Here is a 17,380-nt window from a genome sequence, read left to right on the forward strand (position 1 = left end):
GGCTACTCGCCGCGCATCGAGCGGCGGATGGCGGCCAGCCTGTCCTTGGCCGCCTGGTCGCGGTCGGCGATCTGCTTGTCCAGGGCCTCGGTCGTGTTCTCGGTCCCCAGCCCGGCCACCTCCTCCGCGCCGAGCGAAGTCGTGTACCGGCCCTCGATCTTGTCCCGCACGAAGTCGAAGCTCGGGACGCCGCCCTCGCTGTAGTCCGGGTCCGGCAGTGGTGGCGCCGGCGACGGCACCGCGAGGGCGGCGGTCGGGGTTTCGTCGACGATCTCGCCGTCCACCACGTTCGGGTCGTCCACGGGCTTGTCGTTCATCGTCGCTCCTCGCCACTGCCGGTCTGCCACCGACCTTAGCGCCGGAGCGGTCAGTCCCGCCGGTGCTTCGCCGGTGGCGCCGCCAGCGTCGCGCGGACCGCCCGCTCGACGAGGATCGGCACGAAGACGTGGATGCGAGCGTCGCCGAACCGCGCGCGTTCGCGCTCGACCAGGTCGTGGACGGACTCCCGGCCGTAGTCGCGGGCCAGCCGGTCCTCGACCACCGACAGCTGCAGGTCCAGCTGCTCGGAAGCGATGGTGTCCAGCGTGGGTGTGCTCATGAAGGGCCTCCCTGCGTCGCGTAAGGGGGGAAGTACCCGGCGAGACGACCACGGGGTGAACTGAAGATGAACGACAGGGGCGCGTCCGGCAGTGGGTAATTCGGCCGTGTGCGGTCGCGGCCGGGTGGTGAATTCTCGACGCGGTAAGTCGCTTGCCGGAGGGAGCAGACCATGAGTGCCGGGGCGTACCACGCCGAGACGACGGAGATGGGGACGGTCGTCAAGGCGGTCGAAGACGTCGGGTCGTCGTTCCTGTCGACCACGCGGGACCTCGAAGGTCTCGTGCTGAACGCCCTGTCGTTCGCCGGGATCGGCAGCGGTGTCGCCGCCGCGAACTCGGCGCTGCACTCGCAGCTCGGCAGCGCGTTGCAGAAGTTCCTCAGCCTGATCGGGAACGTCAACCAGAACGTCCAGACGGCCGCGAACGGCTACAACGCCGCGGACGCCGACGTCGCCCAGGGCTACGGCGGCGGCACGCAGCAGGCCGCGGCCGGCGGTGGCGCCGCGGCGGCGGCCGCGCCGATACCGCAGCTCGACCCGCGTGTCGTCGACTCGATCATGGCGTCCGAGGGCGCCACGGGGGAGCAGGGCGGCGTGCCCGAGGCCTACGGCTTCCGGCAGAACATGCACAACGGCTACGACCAGATCATCGCGGCGCGTGAGCAGTACGGCCAGGGCAGCGCCGAGGAACGCGCCGTCGTCAGCGACCTGATGAGCGCGAACGCCCGCGCGGCCGGTGCGCTCAACTTCACCGACGCCGGCACGCAGGCCGCGATCATGTCCGGCGCTCACATGCGCGGCGCCGGCGGCGTCCGCGCGATCATCAACCACATGGGCGGCGACGACATCGTGCGCAGCTCGAACACGATCAGCGACGCGGCGGTCCAGCACGTCCAGGGCCTCTCGGCGCAGGACTTCCAGCAGGAGTTCCACGACGCGCGCATCGAGTACGACCGCCAGATCTACGGCGGCACGACCACCCACCAGGGCGGGCACACGGCGAACTGGTGGGACCGCTACGGAAACGGGCTGACCCAGCGCTACGACCGCGAGCAGAACGAGTTCCTCGGGTTGTCCCAGCCGCAGAACTGAACCGTTCCAATGATCTTCGGGGTGATTCGAAGATCGGGAAACGGGGCACTTCACCTCCTGTAGCCGAACGACAGCGGGAGGCACACGATGATCCGGAGGATGACCGCGGTACTGGGCGGGATCGCCGCCATGGCGGGCGTGGTGACGCTCGCCGGGACGGCGGAGGCGGCTTCAACGCCGTGCAGTGTCGAAGCGAAAGCCTGCGTCCAACGCAGTACGAACACGGCGTGGTTGACGGACGGCGCCGGGAACGTCACGCACGGCGGGGTCCCGATCACGGTCGGGCTCGCGAAGTACCCGACTCCGCTCGGGACGTTCCACGTGCAGTACAAGGACATCGACCACTACAGCAAGCAGTTCAACGGGCCGATGCCGTATTCGGTGTTCTTCACGAACACCGGGGTCGCGTTCCACCAGGGCAGCCTGAAGGTGAAGTCCCACGGCTGCGTGCACCTTTCGCACGCGGACGCGGTGACCTTCTACAACTCGCTGCACCCGGGTGACGTGGTCCAGGTCGTGGCCTGAGTTATCTGTCCTTTGTGGAGCAGTCCACCGAGGACGGCGCCGAAGACCAAGTGGTCCAGCACCTGCGGAACGCGGGGAAGCGTGCGCACCGCCGGGTAGGCCCTCGCGACGATCCCGAGATCGAGCGCCGCGATGGCCAGCCCGGCCACGGCACCGCGGGTGACGCCGAGCTCATGGCGACGGAAGGCGAAGCTCAGCACGACGGTCCAGAGGGAAGAGATCCCGATGTGCGCGACCAGCCCGGCGGCGACGCCGGGCCGGTCGCGCCGTCCGGGCAGCAAAGTCCCGGCCGCACGCGTCGCGGCGAGGACGTCACCACGCGTCAGCAAGGCATGAGCGGTGGACGGAACCCCGCTCACCACAGCGGCGATCACCCCAGCGCGAATCATGTGGCCAGGTAACCGGCCAGCCTAATCCGCAGCCCGCGAACGTAGGGAAGCGCGATCGTGAACGCGGCCGCGGGGTGGTACCCGGACAGCCGGTCACCGTGCGTACAAGGCCCGGCGAAGTAGACGAAGGCATCTTCGTCGTCGTAGCGCCCGGGAGACCAGCGCGTCGCATCCCCGGCCCGTCGATCCGGGCACTCGGCCCGCGCGGCCCAGTAAGCGCCGAGCTTCATCACCTTGGCCAGCTGAACGGCGAACCCACCGAGATCGGCTTCCGGCAGCCCGAGCCCCCGCCCGCTCCACACCCGGGGCGTGCGGTAGTCGTCACCCACAAGGTGGCCGAAGGTGACCGAGCCGCCCACGCACAGCCGCGTCCAGCGAGCGGATTCCGCTGCCCCAGCGGAAACCCCACGCCGCCCGCCGACGATCTCCAGCGTCATGAGGGAACGATAGTCGATCAACCCGTGATCGACACCGCCGTGAGGGTCGAGCCGGCTGCGCCGCCCGGTCTAGTGACACCCATTCAGAGCCGGATGGGCTTCTTGTTCATGAACTCCTCGATGCCCAGCGGTCCCAGCTCCCGGCCGATGCCCGAGCGCTTGATGCCGCCGAACGGGAGGTCCGCCTCCGAGCCGCCCGACTTGTTCAGGTAGACCATGCCCGCCTCGATGCCGCGGGCTACCCGCGTGGCCCGGGTGCGGTCGGTGCCGAAGACGCTCGCGCCCAGGCCGAACGGCGTGTCGTTCGCCAGGGCGATCGCTTCCTCCTCGGTTTCCGCGCGGAACACCAGGACGACCGGGCCGAAGATCTCTTCGTGGTAGGCGGCCATCTCCGGGGTCACGTCGGTGAGGACCGTGGCCTCCAGGTAGGCGCCCGGGCCGGGGACGCGGTGGCCGCCCGCGCGTAGGGTCGCGCCTTCGCGGATCGCCGTCTGGACCTGGGCGGCGACCTCGTCCGCCGCCGCTGTCGAGGCCAGCGGGGGCAGTGTCGTCGCCGGGTCCGCCGGGTCGCCCGGGACGTAGTACTCCGCGACGCGCTTGGCCAGCCGGTCGACGAACTCGTCGTAGAGCTCGCCCAGCACGATCATCCGCTTGGGCGCGTTGCACGACTGGCCGCAGTTGCGCATCCGGGCGGTCGCGGTGACCTTCACCGTCTCGTCCAAGTCGTCGGTGTCCAGCACGATCAGCGGGTCGGACCCGCCGAGCTCGAGGACGCACTTCTTGAGGTTCCGCCCGGCCTCGGCCGCGACGGAGATCCCGGCCTGCTCGCTGCCCGTCAGCGAGACGCCCTGGATGCGCGGGTCCGCGAGCATCCACGGGACCTGACGGCTGGACGCGAAGACGTTCACGTACGCGTCTTCGGGCACGCCGGCGTCCTGCAGCACCCGCTCGATCGCGGCGGCCGAGCGCGGGCAGATCGACGCGTGCTTGAGCAGGATCGTGTTGCCCAGCACCAGGTTCGGCGCGACGAACCGGGCGACCTGGTAACACGGGAAGTTCCACGGCATGACGCCGAGCAGCGCGCCGATCGGCTCCTTGGTGAGCACGGCCTCGCCGCCGCGGATCGGGAGCGGCTCATCGGCGAGCAGGTCCGGGCCGCGTTCGCCGTAGTACCGGAAGATGTCGACGACGATGCCGATCTCCCCGCGGCCTTCGTTGATCCGCTTCCCCATTTCGAGGGTCATGATCGCGGCCAGCTCGCCGGCGCGTTCGGCGAACAGGTCCGCGGCCCGCAGCACGATCGCGGCCCGCTCGGCGACCGGCCGGCGCCGCCAGGCCCGGTAGCCGCCGTGCACCCGGCCGATCGCGGCGCGGACCTCGTCGTCGGTCGCGTTCGGGATCTCTTCGACCAGCTCACCCGTCGCGGGATCAGTGACTGAGTACATGAGAGCGACGGCCTCCAGCTTCGACGGCAACGCGGTCGAAGCTGAGTATAGCCTACTGAATACTGTATACACTAGCTGTGCCGGTTTTGTCGGACCCCGCGGGCATGATGGCCCGCGTGATCGGAACCTGGCACGGCCTCGTCCTCGACTGTCCCGACCCGGCCGCCCTCGCGGCCTTCTACCAGGAGCTGCTCGGCATGGTTCGCGTGCAGGACGGCGCGGACTTCGTCGTCATCGGTGACGCGCCGGATCGGCCCGGGGTCGCCTTCGCGCGGGTGCCCGGGTCGCGCGCTCCCGCTTGGCCCGACGGGGATCCGCCGCAGCAGATGCACTTCGACGTGCGCGTCGAGGACCTCGACGTCGCCCAGGAGCAGGTGCTGGCGCTCGGGGCGACGCCGCTGAAGGGCGGTGAGCGGTTCCGGGTCTTCGCCGACCCGGCCGGGCACCCGTTCTGCCTCGTCGCCTGGTGATCGCGGTAGAGGGCGGGGAACGGGGCCAAGTCTCACCGTTCCCCGCCCCATCCGGGTTTTACGGGATGATGCCTCGCGACGCCAGCGCGTCCGCCAGGCGCTCGCGCAGTTCCTGCGCCGTGGCCTGGACGTCGATCTCCGCCGGGGGTGAGAGCACCTTCGAGATCACCGTCGACAGGTTCTGGTACGCCGGGGTCAGGGGGCGGACCGCCGCGTCCGTCAGCGCCGCCTGGATGTCGCCCTTCATCGGGTACTGGTCGGCCATCGTCGGGTTTTCCTTCGGGTCACCCGGTTTCGCCGGGTCGAGCGGGGCCGTGTCGCGGTAGATCGACGCCAGGCTCGGCGGGATGCCGTCGACGAGGGCCTGGTACTTCTGGCTCGACGCGTTGCGCAGGCACAGCGCCGCTTCGAACGCTTCCGGCTTGTGCTGCGAGTACGTGCTCACGGCCAGGTTGAAGCCGCCGATGGTGACCCGGCTGGGTTGTCCGGCGACGACCGACGGGTAGCGCGTCCACTTGAAGTGGCTCAGCTCCTGCGGCTTCTCCTTGGCGTAGGAGGCGTACACGAACGGCCAGTTCAGCTCGGTCGCCGCTTGGCCGCGCTGGAACGCCTGGCGGATCTCGTCTTCCTTCTGGTTCGTCAGCGACGGGTCGGTGATCCCCGCGGTGGTCAGCTTCTTGAGCAGCTCGAGGGCCTTCACCGCGCCGTCGTCCATCACCACGGACTTGCCGTCGTCGGACAGGATGTGCCCGCCCGCCGACGCCACCAGCGTGTTGTAGAAGACGACCAGGCCTTCGTACTGCGCGCCGGTGAACACGACCTGGTACGGCTTCCCGGCCGCCTTCAGCTGCTGGGCCTGGTCCATCAGCTGGTCGAACGTCTTGGGCGGCGACGGCGTGATCCGGTCGTCGTACCAGAGCAGCTGCACGTTGGTGTTCTTCGTGGCGCCGTAGAGCTTTCCGTTCCACTTGGCCGTCGCCAGCGGGCCGGGCAGCACGTCCCGGGTGGCGGCCGCGGCGTCGGCGCCGGTCCACTCCTGCGCCCAGCCCGCCTCGGCGAACTCGGGCACCCAGGTGACGTCGAGGCCGAGCACGTCCAGCGAGGTGTCGCCCGCGGCGAGCCGGCGGACCATCTGCTCGCGCTGGCCGTCCGCGCCGCGCGGCAGCTTGTTGTAGACGATCTTGTACCGGCCGCCGGCTTCCTGCGTGCACTTGTCGACCACCGTCTGGAGGTGGTCTTCCGGCGATATGTAGAGGTTGATCGTGAGTCCCGCGGCCCCGGAGCACGCGGCGAGCGCGCTGCTCGCCAGGAGCGCGGCGCCCACGACGGGAAGGATCTGGCGCATGACGGCCTCCTTGCCGGACAGGCCACGCTGATTGCAAGCGCTTGCAGCGATGATTATCCTCGATCGAGGTGGGTGTCAATCCGCCAACCGTGAAGGACCGCAAGCGCTTGCAAGACCCGGGGTGGGGAATGCCGGACAAGCTCGACGACGTCGCCCGGCTCGCCGGGGTGTCGGCGGCGACCGTCTCGCGGGCCTTGCGCGGCGTGCCGGGGGTCGCCGAGCGCACGCGGACGCGGGTGCTGGCCGCCGCCGCGGAGCTCGGTTACGCGATCTCGCCCGCCGCGTCGAGCCTGGCCACCGGCCGCACCGGCACGGTCGGCGTGATCGTGCCCTACGTCGACCGCTGGTACTTCGCGCGCCTCATCGCCGGCGTCGAACGCGTGCTGCGCGAGGCCGGGATCAGCTTGCTGCTCTACAACCTGGGTGACGACACGGGCCGCGCCCGGTTCTTCGCCGGCCTCCCGCTGCGCCGGCGCGTCGACGCGGTGCTCGTGCTGTCGCTCCCGCTCTCGGCGATCGAACGCGAGCTGCTGCTGGGCCTCGACGTCCCGCTCGTCACGATCGGCACCGAAGAGCCCGGCGCGGACTCCGTCGGGATCGACGACCACGGCGCTGCGGTGACCGCGATGCGCCACCTCGTCCAGCTGGGCCACCGCGAAATCGCGTTCATCGGCGAGGACGCGCCGGTGCCGCTCGGGTTCACGACGCCGCTGCGCCGGCTGGCGGCGTACCGCGAGATCTCCCACGCGGTGTGCCGCGAAGACGGCCGTGCGCCGGACGCCGCGTTCGAGACCGGCGGCGGGTTCACCGTCGCCGGCGGGGAACGGGCGATGGGCGCCCTGCTGGGCCTGCCCCGCCGGCCGACCGCGGTGTTCGCCGCGTCGGACGAGATGGCCTTCGGCGCGCTGCGGGCGCTGCGCCGGACCGGGCTGCGGGTGCCGGACGACGTCTCGGTGCTCGGGTTCGACGACCACGACCTGGCCGAGCTGCTCGACCTGAGCACCGTCGCCCAGCCGGTGGCCGAGCTCGGTGCGCGTGCCGGCGAGCGGATCCTGGCGCGATTGTCCGATGGAAAAATTCTGACATCTCCGGCGATCTTGCGGACAAGACTAGTCCTTCGGGGCAGTACCGCCCCGCCGACGACTCGTTGACCTGCGCTTTTTCCGGCGTTGCTCTGTTCGGTCGATTGCGGCCGAGGCGATCAGCGGGTCAAATAATCGCCGACAAGGATTAATCGCAGTGAGGAGCTGGCTGTGCAGTGGGGGTCCGTGCTCGAAGATGGCGGGGCGGGCATGGTCCGTCCGTACTTCCGCACCCATGGCCGGACGCGGCCGACACGGGATCTTCCCGTCGAGACACTGGTCTCGACCACCCCGCGGGGGCGGGCCGTGGTGCGGGGGAGCTCGCGGGAGGAGTCGGAGATCTGCGCGCTGCTCCGGACGTCCCAGTCGGTCGCCGAAGTCGCGGCGCTGCGCCGGATTCCGCTGGGGGTGGCGCGGGTCCTGCTGTCGGATCTCGCCGATCGCGGCCTGGTGGCCGTGCACACCGTCCGGATGACCGCGGGCAACCGGCCGAGCCTGGACCTGATGCACCGCATCCTCCAGGGCCTCAGCGCGTTGTGAACTCCCGGATCAGCCGGGCGAACTCGGCCGGCTGGTCCAAGGGCAGCAGCGTGTAGCTGTCGGCCACTTCGACGAGCTTTCCCTTGGGCAGCAACGCCGCCAGCCGTTTCCCGTGCTCCGGCGGCATCACGCGGTCCTCGCTCGCCCAGACGACGAGCACCGGCCGGTCGAACGCCGGCAGCCGCTCGGTGGGCTCCCGCAGGAAGCCCGGGTCCGCGCCCGCGGCGCGCAGCATGCGGACGGCGTCACGGCGGATTCCCGCGTCCGTCAGGATCGGCCGGACCCAACCCGCCGTGGTCGCGTCACCGCGTTTGGTCAGCCACCCGAACGCGATCGGCAGCCGTCGCACCGCGCGCAGGCGCATCTGCTGCATGAACAGCCCGAACAACCGCGGCGAGAGCTTGCCGGACGTCACGACCGTCTTGCCGGTGAGGCCCGGCGGGAAGTTGTCGAACGCTTCGCACGAGCCGAGCACCACGCGGCTCACGCGCGCCACGCCGTCCGCCATCAGCAGCTGGACCAGCGCGCCGCCGGTGTCGACGCCGACCAGCGTGACGTCCCGCAGGTCCAGCCGCGCGAGGAATTCGCCCAGCAGGCGGGCGATCCCGGGCAGCGACAGGTCCGCGTCCGCGCGCATCGGGTGCCGGTGCGCGCCGAGCGGCAACGTCGGGACGACGCACCGGTGGTCGGCGGCGAGGTCCGCGACCGGGCCGTCCCACAGCGAGCCGTCCATCAGCAGGCCGTGGACCAGGACGACGACCGGGCCCGGCCCGCCGCTGTCGGTGTACTCGACGGTTCCCGCGGACAGTTCGACCTGCATGACGGCCTCCCGGTGACGTCCCCCTGCGCAGAAGTGAACCACGTGGTTCGCAAACTGTCGAGGAACTCAGGAAGCCGCTTCCTCCCGCTCCACCGCACGCAGCAGCGCCTGGAACCCGGCTTCGGCGCCCGAGCCGTCGTCGCTGGTCAGCAGGTCCACCAGGAACCCGCGCAGAGTCGCCAGGATCATCTCCGCGACCTCGAGTTTCCGCTGGTCGGGCCAGTGCGACGGGCAGAACGACACCAGCGCCGGCAGGTACTGCTGCGACGCGCCCCGGCCGAGGGCGGCGTAGCGGCCCGGGTCGTACATCGCCAGGCCCATCGCCTGGTCGAGCACCCGCCGCAGCCGCGACTCCTCGTCGCGGAGGCTGTGCCACGCGGCCCGGACACGGGCGCTGAGCGTGGCCGGCTCGACGGTGATCGCCGCCAGCGCGTTGCCGATCCGGCGGTCCCGCAGGGTGACGACCGCCTGGCGGAGCAGGTCTTCGGTGCCGTCGAAGTGGTAGAGCAACACCTTGTGCGTCGTCCCGGCCGCCCGCGCGGCACGCCGGAGCGAGAAGTCCACGAGGCCGTTCTCGGCGACGTCGTCGGTCACCTTGTCGAGCAGTTCCCGGCGCCGGGCCTCCCCGCGCGGCGAGCCGGCCGACCGGCGGTAGCCCGCCCGGGCCGGTTCGTCCCCGGTAGCGTTGTCCACGGGAGACAGCTTGGCATGCTGCCCCGGAGGGGATTCGCGATGCACGTGCTGGTGACCGGGGGCAATGCCGGCATCGGGTACTTCGCCGCCGAGCAGCTCGCCTCGGCGGGCGCGGAGGTGACCATCGGCAGCCGCGACGCGGCGAAGGCCGACGCGGCGGCCGCCTCGATCCGCTCGCACGTCTCGGGCGCGAAGATCCGCCACGTCCGGCTCGACCTGGCCGACCTCGCGTCGCTCGAACCGGTCGTGAACGCCGTCGGCGCGCTCGACGCCCTCGTCTGCAACGCCGGGGTGATGCTCGACGAGCCGCCGCGGCGCGAGACGGCCGACGGCCACGAAATGATGTTCGGCACCAACCACCTCGGCCACTTCGCCCTCGTGGCGCGGCTGCTGCCGAACCTGGCCCCGGACGGCCGGATCGTCACCACCGGCAGCTTCGCGGCGAAGTCGTCGAGCCTCGACTTCGCCGACCTCCAAAGCGAACGCGACTACCACCCGAAGCACGCGTACGAGCGGTCCAAGCTGGCCCAGATGCTGTTCGCGCTGGAGCTCGACCGGCGGCTGCGGGCCGCGGGTTCGAAGCGGCTCAGCGTCGTCGCGCACCCGGGTGGCGCGCTCGACTCGCTGACGCCGTCGCGGCCGCCGGTGCACGTCCGCACCGCCGGGCAGTGGCTGCGCGGGCTGCCGGCCCGCGCGCTGCTGCAGGGCAAGGACGCCGGCGCGCGCCCCGCCGTCCGCGCGGTGCTCGGCCCGGACGTCGCGGGCGGGCAGCTGTGGGGCCCGCGGACGTTCGGCCTGCGCGGCCGTCCCCGGCTCGAACCCCGCTGGGCGAACCTGACCGAAGATCCTTCAGCGGCGCGGTTGTGGGCGGAAAGCGTCACGCTGACCGGGCTGGAACCGCTGGGGTGACCGTGCGACCTGCACAGCGCTGACGGCCCGGCTGTGCACATCGCACGGTGACGTCTCCGGGAGGGCTGCTTACGGTGCGAGGAACCGTTCCCCAGCCCGGAGAAGGAGGTCGGCGTGGCCTCAACAGTCGGTGTCGACGACTATGCCCTGACCAGAGTGCCGGACCACGCCCGGTACTCGTGGTGGTCGGTCGCGGTCCAGCGGTTCGGCCAGGTGTCCGCCCTGTCCCAGTTCCTGCTCGGAGCCACCGTCGGCTTCGGGATGGGCTTCTGGCAGGCGGTCCTGGCCTTCACCCTCGGGTCGGTCATCCTCGAGCTCATCACCATCCTCGTCGGCGTCATCGGCGTCCGCGAGGGCCTGACGACATCCATGATCGCCCGCTGGACCGGTTTCGGCCGCGGCGGCTCGGCGCTCATCGGGCTCGCCATCGGGATCAGCCTCATCGGCTGGTTCGGCATCCAGTCCGCGGTCTCCGCGCAGGGGCTCGTCGCGCTCATCGGCGGCCTGCCGGAGTGGGGCTGGGCGCTCGTGTTCGGCCTGCTCGTCACCGCGATCGTGGTGCGCGGCTTCCACTCCATGGCCTGGACGGCGTACGTGACCGTCCCGGCGTTCCTGATCCTGGTCGGCTGGTCGGTCGTCTCGGAGCTGACCCGCCACGACCTCGGCTCGCTCGTCTCCTCGGCCCCGCCCGGGCCGTCGCTGAGCCTGTTGCAGGGCACCACCCTGGTGGCGGGCGGCTTCATCGTCGGCGCCGTCATCACCCCGGACATGACCCGCTTCAACCGGTCCACTTCGGACGTCGTCAAGCAGACGCTCGTCGGGATCACCCTCGGCGAGTACGTGATCGGCCTGTCCGGTGTGCTGCTCGCGCACGCCATCGGCACGGCCGGGATCACCACGATCGTGACGTCGTCGGTCGGCTGGGTCGGGCTGCTGATCGTCATCGCGGGCACGATGAAGATCAACGACTGGAACCTGTACTCCTCCGGCCTCGGTGTCGTGAACTTCATCGGCACGGTGTCCGGCCGCAAGGCCCACCGCGGGCTCGTCACGGCGGTGCTCGGCCTGGCCGGCAGCGTGCTCGCCGCGGCCGGGATCCTGGCGAAGTTCACCGACTTCCTCACCGTGCTGGGCGTAGCGTTCCCGCCGATCGCCGGGATCATGGTCGCCGAGTACTTCGTGGTCAAGAAGTGGCGCGGGGACCTGGAAAGCGCCCGCGCCCGCGGCACCGTGCCCGACGACGCGCCGCTGTGGGTGCCCGCGACGCTCGTCGTCTGGGTCGCCGCGGCGCTCTTCGGCGAGTTCGTCGAATGGGGCCTGCCGAGCATCAACTCGCTCGTCGTGGCCTTCGTCCTGTACGTCGTCGCGGGGAAGCTCGGCCTGGTAAGGGGGTTCGGCAGCAGCCGGACCGCCGAGGCCGCTCCCGCCGTCCAGACAGCCTAAGGAGAATCCCTGTGCGCATCGGCATCGACGTCGGCGGCACCAACACGGACGCCGTCCTGCTCGACGGCCGGCAGGTGCTCGCCTCGGTCAAGACCAGCACGACCGCGGACGTCACCTCGGGCATCGTCGCCGCGATCGACGGCCTGCAGCGGCAACGCGCGTTCGACCCGGCGGCGGTGCGGGCGGTGATGATCGGTACCACGCACTTCATCAACGCCCTGGTGGAGGCGCACCGGCTCGCGCCGACCGCGGCCGTGCGGCTCAGCCTGCCGGCCGGCGCGTCGCTGCCGCCGATGGTCGACTGGCCGCAGCGGCTCGTCGACGCCGTGTCGGGGCGCAGCTACCTGGTCCACGGCGGACACGAGTTCGACGGCCGCCACATCGCGGAGCTCGACGAGAGCGAGCTGCGCAAGGCCGCCGACGACATGGGGGCGGCCGGGGTGCGCAGCGTCGCGATCACCTCGGTCTTCTCCCCGGTCAACGCCGAGTTCGAGACGCGCGCGGCGGAGATCATCAGCGCGCAGCTGCCGGACGTCGCGATCTCGCTGTCCCACGAGATCGGCCGGATCGGTTTGCTGGAACGGGAAAACGCGACGGTGATCAACGCGGCGCTGCGCGAGCTGGCCGCCCACATCGTCGACGGCTTGGCCGCGTCGGTCACCGGCGCGGGCATCACCGCGCCGCTGTACCTGAGCCAGAACGACGGCACGCTGATGGACGTCGACTTCGCCCGCCGCTACCCGGTGGCGACGTTCGCGTCGGGGCCGACGAACTCGATGCGCGGCGCCGCCGTGCTGTCCGGTTTGGACACCTGCGCGGTGGTCGACGTCGGCGGCACGACGTCGGACGTCGGTGTCCTGCGGCAAGGCTTTCCGCGGGAGGCGACGACGGACGTCAGCGTCGCCGGGATCCGGACCAACTTCCGGATGCCGGACGTCCTGTCGATCGGGCTCGGCGGCGGCAGCCGGGTGCGCGGGAACGTCACGGTCGGCCCGGACTCGGTCGGCTACGAGCTGACGTCGAAGGCCCTGGTCTTCGGCGGGGACACGCTCACCGCGACCGACATCGCGGTCGCCGCGGGCCGCGCGGACATCGGGGACGCGTCGCTGGTCGCGCACCTGGACCGATCGCTGGTGCGTTCCGCGCTGGAGAAGATCGCCGCCGAGGTGTCCGATGTGGTCGAACGGATGCGGACGTCCGCCGAGCCGTTGCCGGTGGTCGCGGTCGGCGGCGGCTCGGTGCTGCTGCCGGCCGAGCTGGCCGGGTGCGGCGAGGTGCACCGGCCGGAGAACTACGCCGTGGCCAACGCCATCGGCGCGGCCATCGCGCAGATCGGCGGCGAGGTCGACCGCGTCTACGTGATCGAGCCCGGCCGTCGGGAGTCCGTTGTGGACGAAGCAAAGCAGGAGGCGATCGACCGGGCGGTCGCCGCGGGCGCGTCGCCGGCGTCGGTCGGCATCGTCGACTTCGACGAAGTGCCCATCCCGTACTTGCCCGGCAACGCCACGCGCATCCGCGTCAAGGCCGTCGGCGACCTGCAGCTGGGGGCGTGATGCGCGAGATCACTCTCACCGATCTGGCCGACATCGCGCGTGGCGCGGCGATCCTCGGCACCGGTGGCGGGGGCGACCCGTACATCGGCCGGCTGCTGGTCACCGCGGCGATCCGGGCGGACGGCCCGGTGCCGCTGGTTCCCCTGGCCGAGTTGGACGACGACGCCGTCGTGCTGCCCGTGGCGATGATGGGCGCGCCGACGGTCATGGTCGAGAAACTGCCGTCGGCCGAGCAGGTCGGCCTCGCCGCGCGGACGCTCGCCGGGTACCTCGGCAAGGAGCTGACGCACATCGCGTGCGCCGAGGCGGGCGGTGTCAACTCGCTGATCCCGGTCGTCGCGGCCGCGCAGCTGGGCCTGCCGCTGGTCGACGCCGACGGCATGGGCCGCGCGTTCCCGGAGCTGCAGATGGTACTTCCCACACTGTATGGAATCCGTGCGACGCCGATGTCCATTGCCGACGAAAAGGGCAACCGCGGAGTATTGGATACCGTCGACAATCACTGGGCCGAGCGGCTGGCCCGGTCGGCGACCATCGACATGGGCTGCTCGGCGATGATCAGCAACTACGCCATGTCCGGCGCGCAGGCCCGGGAGGCGCTGGTGCCGGGCACGCTCAGCCTGTGCGCCGAACTGGGGGCGCTGGTGCGCGCGGCTCGGGAGGCGCACGTGGATCCTGTATCCCGGGTCGTCGACCGGCTCGGTGGCCGGCGGCTGTTCAGCGGCAAGGTCGTCGACGTCGCCCGCCGGACGGTCACCGGCTTCGCCCGCGGCGAGGCCCGGCTGTCCGGAATGGACGGCGACACCGGCGCGGAACTGGTGCTGCGGTTCCAGAACGAGCACCTGGTCGCCGAGCGCGACGGCGTCGTCGAGGCCTCGGTGCCCGACCTGATCTGCACGCTGGAACGCGAGTCCGGCGAGGCCGTGACGACCGAAGGCCTGCGGTACGGCCAGCGCGTCACGGTCATCGCCGCGCCCGCCGACCCGCGCTGGCACACCCCGGAAGGCCTCGCGCTGGCCGGGCCGCGGTACTTCGGCTACGACATCGACCCGATCGGGGTGGCCGGGTGAGCTGGACCCTGACCGAGGAGGACCTGCCCGACCTCGCCCGCGGCGCCGCCGTGCTCGGCACCGGCGGGGGCGGCGACCCGTACGTCGGGCGGCTGCTGGTACGTGAGGCGATCCGCGCGCACGGGCCGGTCACCGTCCTCGACCCGTCCGAAGTGGACGACGACGCCCTGGTCATCCCGACCGCGCAGATGGGCGCGCCGACCGTGGTGCACGAGAAGCTGCCGAGCGGCGGCGAGCCCGTGCTGGCGTTGCGGACGCTGGAGAAGCACCTCGGCCGGCGCGCCGACGCGACCATGCCGATCGAGTGCGGCGGGATCAACTCGATGATCCCGCTGCTCGTCGGCGCACGGCTCGGGCTGCCCGTGGTCGACGCCGACGGCATGGGCCGCGCGTTCCCCGAGCTGCAGATGGAGACGTTCGGCGTCTACGGCGTCCCGGGATCGCCGATGGCCATCGGCGGCGAGCGCGGCGAGACGGCGGTGATCGACACCGGCCCCGACAACCGGCGGATGGAGTGGCTGGCGCGCGGTGTGACCGTCCGGCTCGGCGGTGTCGCGCACATCGCCGAGTACGCGATGAGCGGCGCCGACGTCAAGCGGACGGTCGTACCCCGGACGTTGTCGCTGGCGTTGACCGTGGGCCGGACGATCCGGGAAGCGCGTGACCGCAACGAAGACCCGGTGTCGCGGCTGGCCACCGCGCTGGTCGAGACGCCGTACCGGCACCTGCGTGTGCTGTTCCGCGGCAAGGTGTCCGATGTGGAGCGTCGGACCGAGGAAGGCTTCGCGCGGGGACGCGCGGCAGCGGTGTCGTTCGACGGCGCGCACAAGCTGGAGATCCTGTTCCAGAACGAGAACCTCCTGGCCACCGTGGACGGTGAGGTGCGGTGCGTGGTGCCGGACCTGATCTGCGTGCTGGAGGCGTCGACGGCCGAGCCGATCACCACCGAGACCCTGCGGTACGGCCAGCGCGTCACGGTGGTCGGCATCTCGACGCCGCCGCTGATGCGCACGCCCGAAGCCCTGGACACGTTCGGCCCGGGCGCGTTCGGGCTGCCCCACCCCTTCACCCCCGTCGAGGAGATCGCGTGAGCACGCTGGAAGACCGGACCGTCGTCATCATCGGCGGCGGTTCGGGCATCGGCTTGGAGGTCGCCCGGCGAGCGGCTCTCGACGGGGCCAAGGTGCACCTCGGCGGGCGCACGCCGGGGAAACTGGCCGACGCGGCGTCGGCGATCGGGGCCACCTGGCAGGCCGTCGACAGCACCGACCAGGACTCGCTGGCCGCGTTCTTCGGCGCACTCGACCGCGTGGACCACCTGTTCACGCCCGGCGCGTCCTATGTGGTCGGACCGCTGCGCGAGCTGAGCGACGAGGACGCGGCGAGCCCGTTCGAGACGAAGTTCTGGGGCCAGTACCACGCCGTCAAGCACGCGGCGTCTCGGCTGGCCCCCGACGGGTCGATCGTGCTGATGTCCGGCGCGGCGAGCGTCCGGCCGCCGGGCGCGGCGCCCGCGTACGTCGCCTGCAACGCGGCGATCGAAGGCCTCGGGCGCGGGCTCGCGGTGGAGCTGGCACCGGTCCGGGTGAACGTCGTCGCCCCGGGCACGATCGACGGCAACCTCTGGGCCGGACGGCCGGCGGCGGTGCGGGAGGCGAGCTTCGCGCAGTACTCGCGCGACACGCTGCTGCACCGCGTCGGCCGCGAGTCCGAAGTGGCCGACGCGGTGCTGTACCTGTTCGGCAACAGCTACACGACCGGGTCGACGCTGTATCCCGACGGTGGCTACGCGCTGCGTTGACCTCGGCTAATGTGGTCGTCCATGCGCATCACGGCCGGTGACGTGCCCGCTCTCGAACGCGGCGCCGCCCTGCTCGGGTCCGGCGGTGGCGGCGACACCGCCACCGCCGCCGTGCTGCTGCGGCGGCAGCTCGAACGCGGGCACGAGCCGCTCGTGCGGCCGGTCGCCGACCTGCCGCCGGCGGCCCGCGTGGTCCCGGTCGGCGTGGTCGGCGCGACGGCGGCGTTCACCGAGAAACTGCCGGGCGGCGACGAGTTCGCGGCCGCGGTGGCGGCGGTCGAACGCTGGACCGGCGAGCGCGCCGACGCGGTGATGTCCATCGAGATCGGCGGCCTCAACGGCCTGATGCCGCTGGTGGTGGCCGGCGAGCTGGGGTTGTCCTACGTGGACGCCGACCTGTCCGGCCGCGGCCTGCCCCGGCTGGACCAGCTGGCGGTCGCCGCGACCGGCCGCGGCATCGCCCCCGCCGCACTGGCCGAACCGGGCGGCCAGGTCATGCTGCTGGCGGCCGGCTCGGACGCGATGGTCGAGCGCGGCGCCCGGGCGTTCGTCGCCAGTTCGGGCGGCTGGGCGGCGTTCGCACTGGCCCCCGTCCCGGCCGGCGAGCTGGCCGCGTGCTCGGTACCGGGCACGACGAGCGCCGCACTGGCGCTGGGCCGCCGGGTGCTGGCGCTGGGGGAGAGCCCGCCCCGCGCCGCCTTGGCCGCCGCCCTACGCGGCTCGGTCCTGGCCCGCGGCCGGGTCCTGGAGGTAGCGCGGCACGTCGGCCGGAGCAGTCCCGGGTTCGGCCGCGGCAGCGTCACACTGGCCGACCACGACGACGGCTCGCTGCTGAGGCTGGAGATGGAGAACGAGTACCTGCTGGCCCTGCGCGACGGCGCCCCGGCGGCGTCCACCCCGGACGTCCTGTCGGTACTGGACCACCGAACGGGCATCCCGGTGACGTGCGACGCCATCCGAACCGGAGTGGAGGTAGACGTGGTGAGGCTGGCGGCAGCCCCCTTCTGGACCGACCCACGAAGGCTGCCGGTACTGCAACCAAGGGCATACGGCATCGACTGCGACCCGGTGGGCGTCGGATGAGCCCGCGGGTGCCGGCGTCGCCGGGCTGTGCCGACCTGCGGCGGTTGGTGCGGTCGGGCGGGTGCGGGATTGATTGTGGTGCGGT

At 71.7% G+C, this 17,380-nt stretch carries 20 protein-coding genes; 12 read left to right on the forward strand and 8 right to left on the reverse strand.

Going from position 1 to position 17,380, the window contains the following annotated elements; genetic code table 11:
- Window positions 1-2: 2 nt before the first annotated feature.
- Window positions 3-317 carry a hypothetical protein gene (locus OHS58_RS05095; protein ID WP_328647306.1) on the reverse strand — a complete coding sequence of 105 codons (315 nt, stop codon included), beginning with the start codon at window positions 315-317 and terminating at the stop codon, window positions 3-5.
- A gap of 50 nt (window positions 318-367) precedes the next feature.
- Entirely contained in the window at window positions 368-598 is a 231-nt protein-coding gene (locus OHS58_RS05100; protein ID WP_247053773.1) for a three-helix bundle dimerization domain-containing protein, read from the reverse strand.
- A gap of 171 nt (window positions 599-769) precedes the next feature.
- Between OHS58_RS05100 and OHS58_RS05105 the strand changes: the two genes are divergently transcribed.
- Complete coding sequence (locus tag OHS58_RS05105) at window positions 770-1,690, forward strand: hypothetical protein (RefSeq protein ID WP_328647307.1); 921 nt, start codon at window positions 770-772, stop codon at window positions 1,688-1,690.
- A gap of 87 nt (window positions 1,691-1,777) precedes the next feature.
- On the forward strand, window positions 1,778-2,215 hold the full coding sequence (locus tag OHS58_RS05110; protein WP_442875518.1) for a L,D-transpeptidase: 438 nt from the start codon (window positions 1,778-1,780) through the stop codon (window positions 2,213-2,215).
- Here OHS58_RS05110 and OHS58_RS05115 read toward each other — a convergent pair.
- From OHS58_RS05115 to OHS58_RS05125, 3 genes are all read right to left on the reverse strand, one after another.
- Window positions 2,170-2,604, reverse strand: coding sequence for a hypothetical protein (locus OHS58_RS05115; protein WP_328647309.1), 435 nt, complete (start codon window positions 2,602-2,604; stop codon window positions 2,170-2,172). The genes OHS58_RS05110 and OHS58_RS05115 overlap by 46 nt on opposite strands.
- The gene (locus OHS58_RS05120; RefSeq protein ID WP_328647310.1) at window positions 2,601-3,041 is read right to left on the reverse strand and encodes a hypothetical protein; all 441 of its coding nucleotides are present in this window, start codon (window positions 3,039-3,041) and stop codon (window positions 2,601-2,603) included. The genes OHS58_RS05115 and OHS58_RS05120 overlap by 4 nt, the downstream gene beginning before the upstream one ends.
- Before the next feature lie 83 nt (window positions 3,042-3,124).
- Window positions 3,125-4,486, reverse strand: a complete 1,362-nt coding sequence (locus OHS58_RS05125) for an NAD-dependent succinate-semialdehyde dehydrogenase (RefSeq protein WP_328647311.1) — start codon at window positions 4,484-4,486, stop codon at window positions 3,125-3,127.
- Window positions 4,487-4,602: 116 nt separating this feature from the next.
- On the opposite strand from OHS58_RS05125, the gene OHS58_RS05130 reads away from it, so the two are divergent.
- A complete protein-coding gene (locus OHS58_RS05130) occupies window positions 4,603-4,956 on the forward strand; it encodes a VOC family protein (RefSeq protein WP_326952161.1) in 354 nt (117 codons plus the stop codon).
- A 58-nt stretch (window positions 4,957-5,014) separates the two neighbouring features.
- Here the strand turns inward: OHS58_RS05130 and OHS58_RS05135 are convergent, their stop codons facing one another.
- Window positions 5,015-6,301, reverse strand: a complete 1,287-nt coding sequence (locus OHS58_RS05135; RefSeq protein ID WP_328647312.1) for an ABC transporter substrate-binding protein — start codon at window positions 6,299-6,301, stop codon at window positions 5,015-5,017.
- Between the two features lie 128 nt (window positions 6,302-6,429).
- Between OHS58_RS05135 and OHS58_RS05140 the strand changes: the two genes are divergently transcribed.
- On the forward strand, window positions 6,430-7,452 hold the full coding sequence (locus OHS58_RS05140; protein WP_328647313.1) for a LacI family DNA-binding transcriptional regulator: 1,023 nt from the start codon (window positions 6,430-6,432) through the stop codon (window positions 7,450-7,452).
- 102 nt (window positions 7,453-7,554) lie between these two features.
- Window positions 7,555-7,923: a DUF742 domain-containing protein gene (locus OHS58_RS05145; RefSeq protein WP_247053754.1), complete on the forward strand. Its 369-nt coding sequence runs from the start codon at window positions 7,555-7,557 to the stop codon at window positions 7,921-7,923.
- On the opposite strand, the gene OHS58_RS05150 is transcribed toward OHS58_RS05145, so the two are convergent.
- The gene (locus OHS58_RS05150) at window positions 7,910-8,743 is read right to left on the reverse strand and encodes an alpha/beta fold hydrolase (protein ID WP_328647314.1); all 834 of its coding nucleotides are present in this window, start codon (window positions 8,741-8,743) and stop codon (window positions 7,910-7,912) included. The two genes, OHS58_RS05145 and OHS58_RS05150, sit on opposite strands and share 14 nt — an antisense overlap.
- A 66-nt stretch (window positions 8,744-8,809) precedes the next feature.
- Window positions 8,810-9,436, reverse strand: coding sequence for a TetR/AcrR family transcriptional regulator (locus tag OHS58_RS05155; protein ID WP_328647315.1), 627 nt, complete (start codon window positions 9,434-9,436; stop codon window positions 8,810-8,812).
- Window positions 9,437-9,475: 39 nt separating this feature from the next.
- On the opposite strand from OHS58_RS05155, the gene OHS58_RS05160 reads away from it, so the two are divergent.
- The 7 genes from OHS58_RS05160 (at window position 9,476) to OHS58_RS05190 (ending at window position 17,295) form a co-directional block, all read left to right on the forward strand.
- On the forward strand, window positions 9,476-10,345 hold the full coding sequence (locus tag OHS58_RS05160; protein WP_328647316.1) for an SDR family NAD(P)-dependent oxidoreductase: 870 nt from the start codon (window positions 9,476-9,478) through the stop codon (window positions 10,343-10,345).
- 114 nt (window positions 10,346-10,459) lie between these two features.
- Window positions 10,460-11,788 (forward strand): purine-cytosine permease family protein, encoded by a 1,329-nt coding sequence (locus tag OHS58_RS05165; RefSeq protein WP_328647317.1) that lies wholly within the window; start codon window positions 10,460-10,462, stop codon window positions 11,786-11,788.
- A gap of 11 nt (window positions 11,789-11,799) precedes the next feature.
- A complete protein-coding gene (locus OHS58_RS05170) occupies window positions 11,800-13,341 on the forward strand; it encodes a hydantoinase/oxoprolinase family protein (protein WP_328647318.1) in 1,542 nt (513 codons plus the stop codon).
- Complete coding sequence (locus tag OHS58_RS05175) at window positions 13,341-14,411, forward strand: DUF917 domain-containing protein (protein ID WP_328649771.1); 1,071 nt, start codon at window positions 13,341-13,343, stop codon at window positions 14,409-14,411. The genes OHS58_RS05170 and OHS58_RS05175 overlap by 1 nt, the downstream gene beginning before the upstream one ends.
- Window positions 14,408-15,502, forward strand: a complete 1,095-nt coding sequence (locus OHS58_RS05180; RefSeq protein ID WP_328647319.1) for a DUF917 domain-containing protein — start codon at window positions 14,408-14,410, stop codon at window positions 15,500-15,502. Before OHS58_RS05175 ends, OHS58_RS05180 begins: the two co-directional genes overlap by 4 nt.
- The gene (locus tag OHS58_RS05185; RefSeq protein ID WP_328647320.1) at window positions 15,499-16,212 is read left to right on the forward strand and encodes an SDR family oxidoreductase; all 714 of its coding nucleotides are present in this window, start codon (window positions 15,499-15,501) and stop codon (window positions 16,210-16,212) included. The genes OHS58_RS05180 and OHS58_RS05185 overlap by 4 nt, the downstream gene beginning before the upstream one ends.
- Window positions 16,213-16,233: 21 nt before the next feature.
- The gene (locus tag OHS58_RS05190) at window positions 16,234-17,295 is read left to right on the forward strand and encodes a DUF917 domain-containing protein (RefSeq protein ID WP_328647321.1); all 1,062 of its coding nucleotides are present in this window, start codon (window positions 16,234-16,236) and stop codon (window positions 17,293-17,295) included.
- The last annotated feature ends 85 nt before the right edge of the window (window positions 17,296-17,380 follow it).

The organism is Amycolatopsis sp. NBC_00348, from assembly GCF_036114655.1.
Taxonomy (GTDB): domain Bacteria; phylum Actinomycetota; class Actinomycetes; order Mycobacteriales; family Pseudonocardiaceae; genus Amycolatopsis.